The organism is Erwinia sp. AC075 (genome assembly GCF_979253995.1).
Genome location: NZ_CEEDEU010000002.1, coordinates 1 through 15,870 on the forward strand (window position 1 = coordinate 1; position 15,870 = coordinate 15,870).

General features: G+C 61.2%; 17 protein-coding genes. All 17 read left to right on the forward strand.

The annotated features are described in order from the left end of the window. The coding region (locus AC0IXH_RS23720) for a DotH/IcmK family type IV secretion protein (protein ID WP_471721178.1) at positions 1–513 on the forward strand (513 nt) is incomplete at its 5' end. A 2-nt stretch (positions 514–515) separates the two neighbouring features. Continuing rightward, the gene (gene traO, locus AC0IXH_RS23725) at positions 516–1,829 is read left to right on the forward strand and encodes a conjugal transfer protein TraO (protein WP_471721179.1); all 1,314 of its coding nucleotides are present in this window, start codon (positions 516–518) and stop codon (positions 1,827–1,829) included. Beyond that, entirely contained in the window at positions 1,816–2,619 is an 804-nt protein-coding gene (gene traP, locus AC0IXH_RS23730; RefSeq protein WP_471721180.1) for a conjugal transfer protein TraP, read from the forward strand. Before traO ends, traP begins: the two co-directional genes overlap by 14 nt. A 9-nt stretch (positions 2,620–2,628) precedes the next feature. Next, the gene (gene traQ, locus AC0IXH_RS23735) at positions 2,629–3,168 is read left to right on the forward strand and encodes a conjugal transfer protein TraQ (protein ID WP_471721181.1); all 540 of its coding nucleotides are present in this window, start codon (positions 2,629–2,631) and stop codon (positions 3,166–3,168) included. Between the two features lie 76 nt (positions 3,169–3,244). Then, entirely contained in the window at positions 3,245–3,631 is a 387-nt protein-coding gene (locus AC0IXH_RS23740) for a DUF6750 family protein (RefSeq protein ID WP_471721182.1), read from the forward strand. A gap of 132 nt (positions 3,632–3,763) precedes the next feature. Next, complete coding sequence (locus AC0IXH_RS23745; RefSeq protein ID WP_471721183.1) at positions 3,764–4,387, forward strand: conjugal transfer protein; 624 nt, start codon at positions 3,764–3,766, stop codon at positions 4,385–4,387. Then, on the forward strand, positions 4,359–7,412 hold the full coding sequence (locus AC0IXH_RS23750) for an ATP-binding protein (protein WP_471721184.1): 3,054 nt from the start codon (positions 4,359–4,361) through the stop codon (positions 7,410–7,412). Before AC0IXH_RS23745 ends, AC0IXH_RS23750 begins: the two co-directional genes overlap by 29 nt. A 17-nt stretch (positions 7,413–7,429) precedes the next feature. Next, on the forward strand, positions 7,430–8,653 hold the full coding sequence (gene traW, locus AC0IXH_RS23755) for a conjugal transfer protein TraW (RefSeq protein WP_471721185.1): 1,224 nt from the start codon (positions 7,430–7,432) through the stop codon (positions 8,651–8,653). A gap of 23 nt (positions 8,654–8,676) precedes the next feature. Further along, positions 8,677–9,432, forward strand: coding sequence for a prepilin peptidase-dependent protein (locus AC0IXH_RS23760; protein WP_471721186.1), 756 nt, complete (start codon positions 8,677–8,679; stop codon positions 9,430–9,432). Continuing rightward, the gene (gene traX / locus AC0IXH_RS23765; protein ID WP_471721187.1) at positions 9,429–10,001 is read left to right on the forward strand and encodes a conjugal transfer protein TraX; all 573 of its coding nucleotides are present in this window, start codon (positions 9,429–9,431) and stop codon (positions 9,999–10,001) included. The genes AC0IXH_RS23760 and traX overlap by 4 nt, the downstream gene beginning before the upstream one ends. Before the next feature lie 14 nt (positions 10,002–10,015). Next, positions 10,016–10,420: a hypothetical protein gene (locus tag AC0IXH_RS23770; protein ID WP_471721188.1), complete on the forward strand. Its 405-nt coding sequence runs from the start codon at positions 10,016–10,018 to the stop codon at positions 10,418–10,420. 179 nt (positions 10,421–10,599) lie between these two features. Continuing rightward, positions 10,600–10,884, forward strand: coding sequence for a hypothetical protein (locus tag AC0IXH_RS23775; RefSeq protein WP_471721189.1), 285 nt, complete (start codon positions 10,600–10,602; stop codon positions 10,882–10,884). 78 nt (positions 10,885–10,962) lie between these two features. Then, complete coding sequence (locus AC0IXH_RS23780; protein WP_471721190.1) at positions 10,963–11,166, forward strand: Hha/YmoA family nucleoid-associated regulatory protein; 204 nt, start codon at positions 10,963–10,965, stop codon at positions 11,164–11,166. Positions 11,167–11,308: 142 nt separating this feature from the next. Next, positions 11,309–11,602, forward strand: a complete 294-nt coding sequence (locus AC0IXH_RS23785) for a hypothetical protein (RefSeq protein WP_471721191.1) — start codon at positions 11,309–11,311, stop codon at positions 11,600–11,602. Between the two features lie 72 nt (positions 11,603–11,674). Next, positions 11,675–13,810, forward strand: coding sequence for a DotA/TraY family protein (locus AC0IXH_RS23790; protein WP_471721192.1), 2,136 nt, complete (start codon positions 11,675–11,677; stop codon positions 13,808–13,810). Between the two features lie 65 nt (positions 13,811–13,875). Then, the gene (gene excA, locus AC0IXH_RS23795; RefSeq protein ID WP_471721193.1) at positions 13,876–14,541 is read left to right on the forward strand and encodes a plasmid IncI1-type surface exclusion protein ExcA; all 666 of its coding nucleotides are present in this window, start codon (positions 13,876–13,878) and stop codon (positions 14,539–14,541) included. Positions 14,542–14,652: 111 nt separating this feature from the next. Beyond that, complete coding sequence (locus AC0IXH_RS23800) at positions 14,653–15,870, forward strand: secretion/conjugation apparatus DotM-related subunit (RefSeq protein ID WP_471721194.1); 1,218 nt, start codon at positions 14,653–14,655, stop codon at positions 15,868–15,870.

The window sequence follows — 15,870 nt, forward strand, 5'->3', positions numbered from 1 at the left end:
GCGGACATCACCGTTTCCTGGATGCCCGGCGCGTCCTTTATGGTCATCACGGCAAAGCGCGACTTTGTAAACACGCTGGTGACGGTGGGGCTGGACGGGCTGGCGGTGCCGCTGCAGATAAGCGTGATGAGCGGCGAGCCGGATACGGCGAAAAAGACCTGGGTCGTGGACGCGCGTCTCGACCTGCGCGTACCAAAGCGGGGGCCGGGTGCGGCGGCCGACGCGCCTTCTCCTTCGCGCATCGGGCTGCATGATGATGTGCTGCAGGCGTTTCTGGACGGCGTACCGCCTTCAGGCGCCAGACGCCTGAAGACCACCGGCAGCGTGCCGGATACGGCTGTGTGGCAGCAGGGCGATGATTTGTACATCCGTTCACGTGCGGATATCCGCGACGAGTTTGACACCACGCTGTCGTCTGCTGACGGCACGCATCTGTGGAAGCTGCCGGTGACGCCGCGCGTCGCCTTCTCCGTTGACGGGCGTACCGAAGCCCTCAGCATTGCCCTGGAGTAATCATGAGCGATCAACAGAATACCGGCGGCCACAACGTCCGCCTGATGATAGGCCTCATTATCGCCGGAGTCGTGGCGGTGGCCGGCGGCGGCTACGCGCTCTGGACCTGGTATGCCGCTCCGCCGCCCGCCCCGTCACGCATGGACCTGAACCGGGTCACCGGTACCACGCAGACCGGCGCGCAGGAGCAACCGGCCTACCGTGAGCTGCTGCGCGAAAATAACGCGCGCGGCGCACAGGACGCGACGACGGCTAACACCAGCTTTATCGCCAGTATCCCGCTACAGCAGGACGTCATCACGCCGAAAGCGCCGCCAAAGGTGACTGTTACAACACCACCGCCCGTACCTCCCCGCCAGCAGGGCAACGGGCGTACCGCCGAGCAGGAAAAAACCCTGAACGAGGCGCGTCAGAAGGCGCTGGCCGGATTGCTGGCTAAGATGCAGGCCGCGCCAATGACCGGCGATCTACCGGCGGCGCAGCTGCTGGGCGGCAAGGAGAGCGGTTGGGCCAGCTGGCGCGACTCGCTGCCGGGCAGCGCAGTGCAGCAGGCGTCTTTTCGCAGTCGTCAGGATGCGCAGAACGCACAGCCAGCGGTGGAAGTGGTGGCACCCTACTGGCGCGGGCCGGGTGAAATATATACCGGCGTGAACTCCGACAACGGCACCACACCGGTGCTGGGACGGATCACTACCGGCACCTACGCTGGCGCGGTGCTGAAGGCGCCCGAAGGGGCAAAGCTTTCGGGTGATGGCGTCATCATTCACTTCACTACGATGGCGCTGCGCGGGCAGGAGTACAAGGTGGATGCCTATGCGCTTCAGGACGACACGCTCGTGGCCAACATCGCGACCGATGTTGAGCATCATTATATGCGCCGCATCGTCCTGCCTTCCATTTTGAAAGGCATTGGCGGAGTGGGCGAGCTTTACGCGCAGGCCAACACGCAGCTGCTGAGCAACGGTTTTAACACCGTCACCACGCGGCCGTCCACGCCAGATGGCACGGCGGTGGCGGGCGTGATTGCCGGCGGTACGGCCAGTCAGGCCGCACAGGTTCTGACGAACGACGCCGCCCGACTGCCTGACCGCACGGTCACCGTGAAAAACGGCGAAGTGGTGGCCATTCAGTTTATGCGCGGAGTGTACAGCACTGACGCGGAGAGCCCGCAAGGGGCATCACCGCTGACCGGCACTTCCGTGACGCCGGCTGCGTTCAGCAGCAACCCGACCCCGTCCGCCGCCGAGCTGCGGGCGGACACGCAGGCGCGCATCCGCGCCGCCGAACTGAGAGGAAATCCCCGTGACCCTGAATGAGTTTGATCCGATACCGGCGGACAGCGTCCACGCCTCTCCGCAGCAGGCTCCCCCTCCGCCACCCAAAAAACAAAGCCTGCTGACCCGGCCTCTGCTGATGGGCCAGTCTCTGCCCTGGCTGGCGGGCGGCGTGCTGGGCCTTGCATTTGCAGGCTGGTACCTGTTCATGCCGTCCTCTTCCGCACCGGATGCCGGGCAGCTGGCGTTCGGGCAGGAGCAGGGATTTGGTGCCGTCCAGTCCGGATCGCCTCCTGCCTCTGCACAGCCAGGGGCTGCGCCGCTTCAGCCGGTGCAGGTGTCCGAACCGGCGCCTGTGCAGACGGGCGGACTGACGGTGCCCGCTGCCGGACTGACGGTCAGTGAAGGCAGTGGCAGCGTGCCGGAGGACGTCGTGAAGCTTATTCACGAAGGGCGTGCGTTCGAAACGGCCAACCGCGAAGCCATCATGCGTCTGTCCGACACGGTGCGGGCGCAGAGTGCGGCACTTGCCACGATGCAGGTGAGTCTCGACGGCATCGCCTCTGAGAACAGAGGTCTGGCTGACCGGCTGGCCGCTCTGGGCGCGCGTCAGGCACTCCCTTCCACGGCGCGGGAAACGGTCGGTAAAACGGCGAGACGGACCCTGCTTTCCGGTATGCGCCTCGAAAGCGTGCAGGACGGTATGGCGTGGGTAAGCTGGCAGGGACAGACCTGGGCAGTACAGCCCGGCGACCGTCTCGGGGCGGTGACCGTGAGCGGCGTTAATGTCACGGAGCGCAGCGTGACTACCAGCGCCGGCGTGCTGCGTTAAGGAGGCGTCATGGGAGGTTCGCTCGACGGTATAACCATGCTGTCCAATCTGGCCTCCGGGCTTCTCAGCGCGGGTATCAACCTTGCGCTGACGCTCGGGATCCTCTTTGCGGTGGCGGGGCTAGGTGGGTATCTCGCCCGTCAGTCCTGGCTTGCACGCAAGGCGCCCGGACAGGCTGCCAGCGGCGGAAGCATGGTGGCCATGGTGCTGCTGTGCGGATGTCTGGCCGGGCTTGGCCAGCTTATCAGTGCCGCCGGGCAGCAGATGGGCTGGCAGGTGTCGTTTGACGCCATCAGCTATGTCGATACGGGGACGTTCGGGCAGGGGGCCGTCGCCGCCAATGCCCTGCTGACCCTGCTGCGCATGGCGGGCGTGTGGTTCGCATTATCCGGAGTCATGCTGTGGCGCCGATCGCAAAAGGACGGACACTCCGGCCTGACGGCGGGCAATGACGTCAGCAGCGGCACCGTGAAGTTTATTATCGGCATCATGATGATCTGCAGTCCCTATCTGCTCGATGCCATTCAGAAATCACTTGGCCTGCACTGACTGCGGGCCTGCACTCTCCGTCCTTAAGGACACATTTAACCGGCCATCCGGCCACATTCTGTTTAAGGAAAAAACCATGTTTACTCGCCTTTACCGCGCCGCGCTCGCGCGCGCCCTGATGCTGTCTGAAGACCTGCGTAAGCTGACCCTGCGTGCCCTTTGTGCCTGGTTAGCTTTTATCTCGCCGATGGCGATGGCCGACGGCGACATTGCGGATATGCTGAATTCGGTCTCAACGGGGGCAACATCAGGCACAAAGAGCGTGCTGAATATTGCTCAGTTTTTGGGTGTGGCCGGGGTGGTCGGCAGCGTTTTCGCGCTCAAGTCTATGAAGAACAATCCGCAGGTCAAGCCGTGGATGGTTGCCCTGGGCTTTGTGGGCAGCCTGGTGCTGATTGCCATTCCGGAAATCATCAAGCGTGGTCAGACCCAGATGAACATGACGCCGGTCAGCGTGGGCTGATCAGCTTTGCCGCCCCACCACGGGGCGGCGTTATCGCTGCCATTTCTGGCGCGTACTGGGCTTCTCTGCCCGTCTGAATCACTTCTTTCTCCTGACTCTCCCTTTTATTTTTTCTTCAAAAAGGAAGTAACCATGACTGCTTATCTCGCGCCGGGCCCGGCAGCGGATGCCTTGCTGCCGCTCGTGCCGGACATCAGCGGTGAGGATGTCCCGCCACGTCCGGTACCGGTCAATCTTGGTCCAGCCTGTCGCTGTTGTGGTACGCACGCCCAGCGCCAGTGGCAGGGACCGGAGGCGCAGCCACTCTGCACGCTCTGCTGGATGACCTTCAATCTCGACAGCCAGACCGCCGCGCACGGGCATCTTGCCTGGCTGCCTGATGCACCGGCTGCCGACATCATCAACCTGCAGCGCCGCGCCCTGCTGGGCCTCAGAAGTGACAGCAAGGCGGTACGTAAAGAAGGGCGGAAAGTGTGGAACTGGCTTGCCCGCCACGCCCGTGAGGTCGAGAGCATGTGGGGCACCTCCCGTGCTCCGGAGTTCGCCGCGGCCATGCGCCGGCTTGCACCGGTGAAGCGCGCCCGTGTGCAGCAGCGGCTTGAAGGCTGCGTGCTCATCCTTCCCCCTGATGTTTTCAGTGACCTGACCCTGCTGCTTCCGCTGGGCCGCACCGCAGATAACGCGTTGCACACGCCCGCCTGGAGTACTTACACACGGAGCGACCTGTATGCAAAACCGCCTCATCCGCTGGACTGAAGAGGTTATCACTGCCGTGACGCGCTTTGCCGTCTCGCGTGACCTGCCTGATTACTGCGACCTGCAGACCGTGGTGCGTCTCAATGAAGATGACCGCGTGCGCCATCCCGAGATGAGCGCGCCCTTTATTGCCGTCACGCAAAACGGTGATTATCTGACGGTGTATGAAATTGCAGGCAGCTATCGTGAGTCGGATGACGAGCTGCCAGCTTCACATGATGACTCCTGGCAGGGACGTCTTGACCGCATGACCGCCACCCTTAACGCGCACTACCGCTACAGCGGCCATAAAATCAGCACAGTGCATGAGTGCGATCCGGAGGGCGGTGCTGCAGAAGTCAGACGCATGCTTGCGCCTCAGTACCGCTCACTGAAGCGCACCGGGCTGGATCTGAACTATCTGCTGGACGAGCAGGTGGAGAAGCTCGCGCCCTGGGTGAACCGCGAACGCACCTGGCTTGTCTGTTATACCGGCCGGGGCGTACTGGCCGGGCACGAACTGCGTGATGAAAACGCCCGTCTGAGCGATCTGGTCAAGGCCAGTCCCCCTGCGGCCTTTGGCCAGAACCCGCTGCTGACCGAGCTGGCGGGGCTCAAAATACGCCATGACGCGTTTCTTACGCAGGTTGAACGAGCGCTCGGCGACAGCGGGAAGGGGGTGCTGTTACGGCGGATTGACGTACACGAAATGGGGCGCGTACTGCGCGCCCAGACCGACCCGCAGGGCACCGGTGAAAACTGGCAGCCTCTGCTGCCTGACGATCGCGTGATACCCCGGGGCGTGCGTCAGGGAGACGATGCGACGGCGCTGCTGGCACCGTGGCTGAACTTTCAGGTAATGAGTGCCGGCGTGCAGGAAATGCGCAACAACCTGCTGAAAATTAACGGGGTCTGGCACGGTACGCTGGCGGTCAATCTCGGGCCGCAGACGCCGCAGAGCTTTGCGCGCCTGCGCAAGCTCATCCCCCGCAGCGTGCCGTTTCGCATCCGTCATGACCTGATGCCTGGCGGCATGAAACGCCTCACCGGCAAGCAGGGCGTGCTGAGCGTGGCCGAATGGGTCCCGGGCCTGAAACCCATCTTCCGGTCGATCTCGCTGCTGGCCGCGCGCGAGCAGCACGAACCGGTGACCGTGATGACCATTACCGCCGCCACCTGGGGCGCTTCGCCCGAGGACGTCACGCGTAACCTTACTCTGCTGAAGCAGGCGCTGAACTCCTGGGGAGTGTGTGGCGTCACGGATACCTTTGGCGATCCGGTGCGTGCGTGGGTGGCCACGCTGACCGCCTCATCGGCGGCAGGCGGTCCCTGCCTGATGTATCCTCCGCTCTCCGAGGCGCTGAACCTGATGCCGCTGACGCGACCGGCATCGGCCTGGAATGAGGATGGCAACGCCCTTTACGTCACGCCCGACGGTAAGCTCATGCCGGTGGGACTGGCCACGCCGAAGCAGACCAAACTGACCAATATCGTCGCCGGCGAGTCCGGCGGCGGTAAGTCGGTGTTTATTAACCGCCAGCCCATCATTCAGGCGGCCAGCGCACAGCAGTTCCTGCCCTTTTTTGCGGGGATAGACAAAGGCTTCAGCTCGCAGGGCATGGTATCGATACTGCGGGCGGCGCTGCCACCGGAGCGTCAGGATGAGGTGCTGAGCATCATTCTGCGCAACGATCAGGCGTCGTGCCGCAACCTGTTCGATATTCAGCTGGGCAGGACGATGCCGCTGGGCTACGAGGCGGGGTTTATTGAGAACTCGCTGACGGCACTGTGCATTGACCCTGGCACCGGTGAGCCGCCTAACGGCCGTGACACGCCGGTTATTCTTCGTCGTCTGGTGAGCGAGTCATTCAAAATCAACCGTGAGGATCCGCGGCGCTATCAACACGGGCTGGTGACCGACGTTGACGCCGCGCTGGAGGCGGCGGGCATCTGGGCGGCGCACCCGGAGTTTCGGGATAACGCCACGTGGTATGAGGTCAGGGACCTTCTGCAGGATGCCGGCCAGACGGACGCAGCGCAGCGGGCGCAGTTTCAGGCGGTACCGGAACTCGCCGATATGTCCCCGCGCCTGCTCAGCGAAGAGTTTGTCAGCATCTTCGGCGACATTCAGCGTGACGGCAGTAACGAAGCGCTGATCCAGTACCTTGCCCGCTGCCTGCGCGACGCCTGCGGCCAGTACCGTATGTTCGCCGGGCGGACGCGCTTTATGATAAGCCCGAAGGCGCGGGTCATCACGGTTGACCTGCAGTATGTGGCCGGCGACAAGTCAAAGGCGGGGTATCTGCAGACCGGCATCATGTTCCTGTTCGGTGGCCATATATCGGGCGGTGACTTCGTGCTGCCGCAGTATCAGGACGAACTTTTCGTTGGCCTGCACCCCCGCTGGCACGCAATGCACCGTGCCCGCGTGGAGCAGCTCGACCAGGAAGTCAAAACGAAACAGTACGACGAGTTACACAACGCCAAGGGCGCGCCCTTTATCTTCCCGATGCTGGAAACCGCCGACCGTGAGCAGCGCAAGTTTGGCGTGCGCACGGTGCTCTCCTCGCAGTATTTCCGCGACATGCCCGAGGCGCTCCGCCAGTCTGCCAACTCGGTGTACATGGTCGGCGTCGATCCGGAGGACCGTGCGCTGCTGAAGGAGCGGTTCAAGGTTCCTGACACCACGCTCGACCAGTTCGCCCGCATGGGCAGCGGACCGTCGGCTGACGGGAGCGGCGTGCCGTTCCTGGGTATCTTCCGCATCAAGGGTGGAAGCACCATTGCTCACATCATGAAGAACACGGTGGGACCGCAGGAACTATGGGGGCACAGCACCACGCCGGTGGATATGTCGCTGCGACGAATGCTTGAAAAAGACGTCGGCGCCGCAACGGCCCGCCGCATCCTCGGGCGGTTCTTCCCGGGCGGCACGGCGGAAAAGGTTATTGAGCATCGCCGGCGCACCGCGGGTGAGGATCGCGGTGACAACGTCATCCGGGCGCTGGCGGATGAACTCATCTCTCAACAGGGCTACGACCTCTGACTTTCTGGAGTTATCACATGAACAACCGTCTCAAAAGGCACCTTACGGGGCGCCGGCTGCTTGCCGTCTGCATGCTGGCGGCACTGGCGCCGAAAGCGATGGCTTACCCGGCCGAGGTGCTCAGCAGCATCCCGATCACCACGCAGGTGATGCCGTCGCTGCAGACCATGCAGGCCACGCTCGCTGAAATCCTGTCGGCCGAGCAGGAAACCGGTACGGCGGTGGTGCAGTCCTCGGATAAAACCACCACGGCCATCACCGAGGCAGCACGCACCCAGCGCGAGGCGGATAATTTCAACCGCCAGACCGACCGGCTGGAGAAGGCCCGGGCAGCCTACACGGTGCCGGACAGCATCTGCAGCGAGTCGGCCTCGGGATCGGCCAGCCAGGTGAGTCAGGCAACACGCGCGGCGGCGTCAAAGCTTGCCGGTGGCAGTGGCGTGTCGAGTGCGGCCGTGCGTGAAACGCTGGCGAGCCTGCCCACCTCACCGCGGCAGGGAGGCTACCGCAGCGCGCTTATCCACGCGGCCTACTGCACGGCGGATGAAGCAAAGCTTTACGGTGGCACCGGCCTGTGTCCGGGCGTCTCACAGCTCCCGGGCGGCGATACCGAGGTGCGATCGCTGTTCGACGGGGCGGGTCAGCCCGGGAAGGATGCGGAACTGACCTTCACACAGGCGCAGACGGACGCCGCCATGGGCTACGTGAATAACACCGCGAAGCTTGATGCCGGGCGCACCCCGGGTAAAGGCGAGATTCAGACGGCCACCGGGCAGGAATATCAGGGGCTGCTCACACAGTACAAGGCGATTCAGAGCGCCGCGATGCAGCCACAGCTGGATATGGTCGCGGCCAGCCAGCCGCTGGAGGCGACCCGGGACGTCATCACAGAGGCCCGCCAGTCACCGTCGGCGGAAAGCTACTTACAGCAGACCGCATCTTCACAGGCGAAGTCCACCGGCACAATGAGCGAACGTGAGCTGGAGTCATTCGAGGTCGGCCGCCGCTACGCGAATACGGCGTGGGTTACCGATCTGCAGGGCATGGACGGTGACAATCTGACGCGCGAGATGGCGCGCCAGCAGAGCCTGGCAAACTGGCTGGCATACGGCATTAAAAACGAGCTGCGTCAGGCAAATATTATTGCCGGCCAGCAGCTGGCACTGGCGGCGAAGGCGGAATACGCGCCTCAGCTGCAGGCGCTTTCCTCTCAGCTGAGCGCGGGCGTGAGCGCACAGTAACCGTAACGGAGATAACAATGACAATGAGCGGTACCTTTGCGCCGGATGCCGGCGCGCTTTTCTCCCTACTGGACGCGGGCGCCGGCCCGGTTCTGGTGTTGGATCCCTGCGGCGCGATGTGGGAGGCCTTCTGGCACGCGCCGCGCTGGAAAACGCTGTGGCAGGCGTGGCGCCTGGCGCCCGGGCAGACGCAGGAGGGCGACGTCTGGAACGTGCTGGACGCGCTAAAAGGTGTCAGCGCCCCCGAGGGCTGCACGTCGATTGCCGCGGCGCTCTTTCCCGCCGGCGAACACAGTGAACTGACCCGTCAGCTGATGGCCTGCGTACTCGCGTTTGCCGATGACTCTGGCCATTTTTCCGGACAGTCATCCGGGCTCGGCGGGCTGGCCGGGCAGCTGTGGGCGGACGATCTCTGGACGGCGCTTGCGCGCTGGAGCCGGAAATACCCCTATCATCCTGCGCTGCAGACGGCCCGTTCACTGCTCACCCAAAACGGGGCGGGCGAGTCGGTACAGGCCATCCGTGACCGCATGGCCATTTACCATCATCCGCATGTGGCGGAGAGCTTCGCGGGCTGCGCCGGACTGAATCTCAGCACGCTCCGGCAGCGCCCGGGACAGATTATCTTTCTGACGCCGGATATTCGCTGCATGGAAACGCCGGCGTTAACGTCCGTTTATGCCTTTCTGATGAACGCGCTGTGCACCATCGGCGCGCTGCACTACGTAACGTTCACACTTCTTGAACCCACTCTGACCGCAAAAGGGGACGCAGCATGACAACACCTGAGTCGCAGGATCCGTCATCCGGGGCCCGTAAATCAAAAATCACCCCGAAGCGCGTGGGCTGGATTGCACTGAACGTGTTCATCCCGGCGTGGGAAGTGTCGAGCGTGACGCGTCATGCCGGGCGAAACGTGTCCCGCCTCTGGCAGCGTATCCGGGACGTTACGGCCGGGCGGGGGGCGGGTGATTACCGGCCAGCTGACTGGTCACACGCGGTGGCAGACAGCGGTCTGTCACCGGAACGCCTTGCGCGTAATTACCGTATCAGCCGCTGGTTCTGGTGGGGGCTGATGTGGCTCACCGGTCTGCCGGCAGCAGGTTTTCTGCTGATGCTTCTCGCCGCCGGCGGCAGCGTGAGTGGCACCGGCTGGTTGCGCGTGGGCTGCGTACTGTTGGTGCTGGCGCTTCTGGCTGCGACCGGCTTTGTGCAGGCGCTGGCCTCGGCATACCGCCTGTGGCAGCTGCAGGAAAAACGGGTGTCGGCGTCAGAGGAAGGCAGTTTTCAGGCATTTTTGCAGGAGACTCGCTGGTGCCGGCAGGTACTGAGCGGCGGCCTGTTCTGAGGGGACACATTATAATGAAGGATGAAGAATGCGAGCTGCAGCTTATCCGCCTCTGCACCCTGATGGATGATGCTGCCCTGGGTGAACGGCGAGAAACCATTATGCATCTGCTGCACAGCGCCCGACGGGCAAGCCGTGCAGGACAGCGGCGGACAGCTGCAGCGCTCTGCTCGGATGCGCGACACCAGTTGCGTAAAGTCCGCCACAGTTTGCGGGCTGCGGGCGCGGGCCCGGATGATACTGGTCCGGTTGAATCCGCCATTGCAATGCTGTCCATGGTCTTTGAGGCTCCCCGGACAGATGTCATTCGCCGGGTTGAATTGCTGTTCACGCGGTGCCTTTTTGTCCTGATCCTCGTCCCCGTATGTTTTACCGCACTGATGTTTGGAGTATCGCAACTGTACATTTTTATCCGGTGAGCGGCATGACGCTCACTGAATATAAGAACTGAGAGACGTTTGTTATGTATATCCGACTTGATGTTTTTGCCAGCCTGCTCAGGGTACGGCCGGGCGAACTGCTGCATGCTGCCCGGACGGGCGGCATGTTTGACGGCATACAGCTCCCCCCCAGCCGGCAGATACGTGGGGCGACCCTTATGTTTGACCAGGCTGAAGCGATCAGTTTTGCGGAACGCTGGCATGCCCGGCTCCCTGATTCAGCCGCAGTCCCTTCAGATGAACCACTGATGCCGCTCGACGCGTTTGCGAAAAAGGCGGGCATTGCGCCACTGGCTCTCTGGCAGGCAGTCAGCCGTCGTAAGCGCCTGGGCGGCATCACGCTGCCCGTCCCCGTCAGGTCTGAAGGGCAGCTGCTGTTTGAGCCGGCGGCGGTTCACCGGTTTGTCAGCGCCCTGCGCCAGGCGGAGGATAACGCTGAATGAACCTGACTTTAGCCACGCACATTATTTTTCGGCGCCACGAACACGCATTCGCGCCACGCACTGAATGGAGAGACCACCATGACCCGAAATGAATGGCTGCTTAAGTTCCGCCGTTGCCATAAGCCTGAAACCCTTGAAAAGGTTTACGAACTCCTGAGTTATACCGTCGATCCCGCTGACGAGCCTGCCATGACGCAGGCGTGGGACCACCGCAAGGCGGAGCTTGCCGCCGGCCGGTTGTTTGACCGCGTGCCGAAGCATGTCTGGCAGTACGTGAAGTAACGCGCCTCTTATGAAGCGTCCCGGGACCACTGTCGCCAGCCGCTGAACCATTAACTACTCTGTCGCCGCACCCTGCCTCCACCCTCATTCTGTTGTAGATCACTTTGCCGGCTGACTGCCGGCCCACTGAGGAATTCCCTGAATGACCGATAAAGCACTGAGCGTCATCGCCCGGGTGGGCGTGGCCGTATTATTTATTCACGCATTGTGGCCACACATCATTACCCTTCGGGACCACGCACAGTCGGGGAACATGACACCGGTGGAGTGGGGGATGCTGATTTATTTTCTGCTCCTCGCCGCCGCCTTTGCGCTGGCGCTGGTTGCTGTCGTGATGATCGTTGCGTTCAGCTGGCTTTCCGCTGGCAGCCATATGCTGAGACATCAGCTCGCCCTCATCCTGCGCGATGCCGCCTCGCTGCCCGGCGGTCGCTGAAAACGCCTTAATACCGCCGCACTGCGGCCCTCACTTATTCCATCTGGTCAGCTCCTGACCCGCAGGTAATTCATGAAGCTACTGACAAAAATTCAGGCGGCGGCTCTGCTGTGCGCCGCGTCCTGCCCGGCGTTTGCCGACGGCGTTGATTACCAGACCATCAGCGATGCCGCACAGAAAACGGGTGACCTGTCACGACAGGCTCTGGTGATGATTTTCGGCGATGTGGTAATTTCGCCTTTTCAGCCTGGCCAGCAAACGCTTATCGGTTCACTGTTTGCGCTGCTGAACGGCGTGCTGTGTGCGGTGGCGCTGGCGTGGTTCCTTATCGTGACGCTGAAAACCCTGTACAAAGGCGGCCAGGATGGCAAGGTCTTCAGCGCAGGGCGCTCGATGCTGCATCCGGTTATGAGCTTTGCCGGTTTTATCACATTAATTCCGACCGCCTCGGGCTGGTCGCTGTCGCAGCTGGTGATGCTGTGGGCGGCCTCCACCATGGGGATCGGCAGTGCTAACCTGCTGACCGACAAAGCTGCAGACATGATAAGCAGCGGCATGTCCCTTGTCGTGCAACCCACGGCGCCCTCCACGCGCTCTGCGGCGCGGGCGGTGTTTGAGATGAACCTGTGTAAGTACGCCACCAACCATGAGCTGTCCTCTCTGTACCAGGACGGTCAGGCGCGTACGAGTCTGATGGAAACGAAGGGTGGCAATGGTGACTACACCACCGGTAACGGCAGTGCGTTGTGCGGCAGCGCCCGGATCTCTGAACCGTCAAAGGGCGTGATGGACAGCCTCTTTGGCTCGCCGGTTAATACTGCCAGCGTCACGACAGCATCCCGGGGAGCGCTGGATACCATGCAGTCAACACTTGATGCAGCGGCGCAGGCGTACGTGGATGCATATATGAGCCGCCGCGACCAGGATACCGGAACCATGGCTGACGCCGAGACGATTATTCAGAACGCGGCGGCCGCGTATGAAACCACGGTGAACAACGCGCTGAACCAGCTCAACTACAAAGACTCGCTGCAGAGTCAGCTAACTGCACAGCTCAAGACCTACGGCTGGATTTCACTGGGCGCCTGGTACAACACCTTTGCGACGGCCAACAGTAAAACGAGTGAAGTGGCCAACGCAGCGCCGATCACATCAGGCTCAAGTCTGCATGGCGAAACCGGCACCGGTGATTTGTATCATCAGGTTTTTACCGCCTACCGGTCACAGTTACAAAACAGCACCTACACCCCCCCGCTGGGCTCGCAGACGGCCAAGGATGATGGAGCTGCGCTAAATGCTACTGATTCGAATTCAGTATTAATTAGCTTTTACCGAAGTCCTATGCAGAAAATTACTACTTTGATAGCCACAAATGAATTTGGTACTGAGGCCGACTTTTCACACCAGGTTAACCCTCTAATTAAGATGCAGACAATCGGAGATTACACTCTCGGTGCCACTGAAACTGCTCTTGCTGCCTATACACTCACACTGGCGGCGGCATCTACGGCAGATAATTCAGTGCTGGGTAAAATCGGTGGTCTGCTGTTTATTAATCCCGGTGCCGTTGTTAAGGACGTCCTGAACGAGCTCGCACCGCCGTTCTACTTCATGATGCTTTTGCTTTTCGCTGTGGGGTTCTCGCTGGCGGTATTTCTGCCAGCTGTACCATTCCTGTACTGGATGGTGGGGGTGTTTAACTGGATAGTGAGCGTCATGGTAGGTTGTGCGGCGGGGCCGATGTGGTCGGCTACCCACCTTGGGGCTGAGGAGGATAAGGGGAGTCGCAGTGCCTATGGCTACATCTTCCTGATTGACATGATGCTGCGCCCTTCACTGATGGTGCTGGGCTTCTTCTTTGCGTCTGTTGCCGTGATGGCAGGCGGAACGTTGCTGAATATGTTGTTCGGTCCGGCGCTGGCCAATGCCAATGCAGACTCGATAATTGGTCTGGTAAAAATGATTGGATGGTTGCTGATTTATGCCCGTATAGCGACTTTTGGTGTGACGCGTGTTTTTGGCCTGCAGGCAACACTGGCGGATTATGTCATCACGTTCCTGGGGGGCGCAGGTATGGCCGGTATCATGGGAGGTCTGGTGGATGACGTCAAAGGGATGTTTGCAGCAGCTGGCGGCGGTTCCCGAAGGATGCCGGGTCTGAAAAATGTACCGAATAATGGTACTCCTGGTGAAGACGGAGTTAAGTAATATACCTGGCTTTATCTACAGGTAAGGGTATAATTTAATCAGAGGGAATTCCGCAGGAGGATGCCATGAAAACTGTGCAACGTCATGATTCAAAGATTGATAATTTCTGGACCGTTACAAGGTTCCTGTATTATTTTTTGGCACTACCGTGCTTGTTATTCTTCGCGGCAGCTAGTCTGATAATTTATTCCGGCAATCAACCAGGCGGCCATGATGATCCTACCATGGCTAGTTTTTTCATATTGGTATGGATAGCCCTGATTGTTCCATTGGGGTTTCGTCGATATGGAAAGGTATCACGGCTTAGCAAACTGAAAAAAATGGTAGCAATGCTGAGTAGCGCAGAGCGCTTCAGCCCTCAAAAGCAGCATCAGGTGTTCGATGCCGGTCGTGGCAAATACCTCGGCATTGATATTCAGCGAGGTACCATCCTGTATATCCATATGGTGAAAAAGGGTGTGGTTGACGTGGTTGGCCTTACCAATAGCGACTGGGCAAATCGCGAGCTTGAAGGCAGCGCACTGCGTCTCTATACCCGTATGCCTGACGTGCCGGTGTTGAGCATATATGCGCATCCCACTGTGGCGACTCCCCTCTTCGACACGCTGGGTGCTATGAGTCATAACAGTTATTCAGAGCCGTTCCCGCAGGAACCATGGCCGGAGTATGTCGGTCGTCAGAGCCGCTTTGTTGAGTTTGAGCACGATGTGGTGGTTCCACAGGTCGTGTGATGCAGTCCTGACATCCCCAATGCTTTTCCTCTGACACCGGCCACGCGCCGGTGTTTTTATATCTGTAGTCAGGCGGGCCGTTCGCGTCCGCTCCTTTTCCGGAATATCCCCATGCATACCCATAATCCTAACGCCGCCGGCAATAATGAGCCGGCCGTGGCGATGGCCACCCTTTGCCTGACGGCGCTGCTGTGCTGGCTGTTCTTCAGTGATTTCGTGCGCTGGAGCTGCTGGTTTCTTTACTGGCTGTGGCGCATCGCTGACTTTCCGCTAATTCACCGTTATGCAGCCGAACGCATCAATCTGCTGGCTGCCACCGGCAACGGTGCCGAGTCAGTGGGACTGAGCGAATGGCGCGACGTGATGAACACATCCGCAGGTATTCTTTTCGTGCCGCTGACTCCGCTGCTGGCTGTTACCAGCTGGGCGCTGGCGCGTCACCCGGCACTGGGCTTTCGCAGCCGCCGGGCGATTGACATTCACTCTTTACCCCGCGTGATGGCCACCTTTGCACCGACCGTTATCCCGGTGCTGGCCAATCATTCGGCTGACGGCCTGATGAGCGACACCACACCGGAAAATGCCTGGGCACAGAAACCTGAAGAATTTGCGGAAGAGCACGGGCTTGTTAAACGCCGTGTGCTTGACCGCGAAGCAGCACGGGCCCTGTTTGACGCACAGACCGGACCGGCCATGACAGCGCCTGACCAGTGGCAGCCCCATGAACGCGCGCTGCTTGCTGTCTTCGGTCTGCAGGTGTTCACCGGTGACCGAAACGCAGCTACCACCCTGCTTGATGACCTGAACCGTTCATGCATGACACGCCGGGTATTACGTGCCCCGGTGTTTGGCAGTACGCCTGACTGGCGCGTTGCTGAGAGGCAGGTCGGGCGCGTACTGGCGAGCCCGGGCGTCAGTGAATGGCTGGCCACGCACGGCACGGTGCGCTCAGCACTTGCCGGCCTGTACGGACGTGACCTGCGTCTGGCACCGGCACGGTTCCGCTGGCTCAAAGGCTGCGACCGCACGCTGTGGTACGGGCTCCAGACCGCCGATACGGCCAAAGTTTACGTTGAAGGCGCAGGCATTGTTGCGCAAGCGCGCGCGGAGAAGATGGCCGCCCGACTGGGGCTCCCGCTCCCTCCGCTGATGACCGATGAAGCGGTGGCCGGACTGCAGCTTGAGCTTGAATCTCTGGGGCTGGTTTATCCCCGCGATGTTAGGCCGCCGGCCGCAAAACGCATCCGCGATATGCCGTTCCCTGACGCACTTTACCTGCCCGCCCAGGGCACAGACGATTTCTCCTCCGATGGCCCCCAGGCCGCCTGA

Bases quoted from the DNA above. Each gene is read 5' to 3' on its own strand.
- traO (WP_471721179.1), top strand. From the start codon at position 516: ATGAGCGATCAACAGAATACCGGCGGCCACAACGTCCGCCTGATGATA.
- traQ (WP_471721181.1), top strand. From the start codon at position 2,629: ATGGGAGGTTCGCTCGACGGTATAACCATGCTGTCCAATCTGGCCTCC.
- AC0IXH_RS23740 (WP_471721182.1), top strand. From the start codon at position 3,245: ATGTTTACTCGCCTTTACCGCGCCGCGCTCGCGCGCGCCCTGATGCTG.
- AC0IXH_RS23745 (WP_471721183.1), top strand. From the start codon at position 3,764: ATGACTGCTTATCTCGCGCCGGGCCCGGCAGCGGATGCCTTGCTGCCG.
- AC0IXH_RS23750 (WP_471721184.1), top strand. From the start codon at position 4,359: ATGCAAAACCGCCTCATCCGCTGGACTGAAGAGGTTATCACTGCCGTG.
- traW (WP_471721185.1), top strand. From the start codon at position 7,430: ATGAACAACCGTCTCAAAAGGCACCTTACGGGGCGCCGGCTGCTTGCC.
- AC0IXH_RS23760 (WP_471721186.1), top strand. From the start codon at position 8,677: ATGAGCGGTACCTTTGCGCCGGATGCCGGCGCGCTTTTCTCCCTACTG.
- traX (WP_471721187.1), top strand. From the start codon at position 9,429: ATGACAACACCTGAGTCGCAGGATCCGTCATCCGGGGCCCGTAAATCA.
- AC0IXH_RS23770 (WP_471721188.1), top strand. From the start codon at position 10,016: ATGAAGGATGAAGAATGCGAGCTGCAGCTTATCCGCCTCTGCACCCTG.
- AC0IXH_RS23775 (WP_471721189.1), top strand. From the start codon at position 10,600: ATGTTTGACCAGGCTGAAGCGATCAGTTTTGCGGAACGCTGGCATGCC.
- AC0IXH_RS23780 (WP_471721190.1), top strand. From the start codon at position 10,963: ATGACCCGAAATGAATGGCTGCTTAAGTTCCGCCGTTGCCATAAGCCT.
- AC0IXH_RS23785 (WP_471721191.1), top strand. From the start codon at position 11,309: ATGACCGATAAAGCACTGAGCGTCATCGCCCGGGTGGGCGTGGCCGTA.
- AC0IXH_RS23790 (WP_471721192.1), top strand. From the start codon at position 11,675: ATGAAGCTACTGACAAAAATTCAGGCGGCGGCTCTGCTGTGCGCCGCG.
- excA (WP_471721193.1), top strand. From the start codon at position 13,876: ATGAAAACTGTGCAACGTCATGATTCAAAGATTGATAATTTCTGGACC.
- AC0IXH_RS23800 (WP_471721194.1), top strand. From the start codon at position 14,653: ATGCATACCCATAATCCTAACGCCGCCGGCAATAATGAGCCGGCCGTG.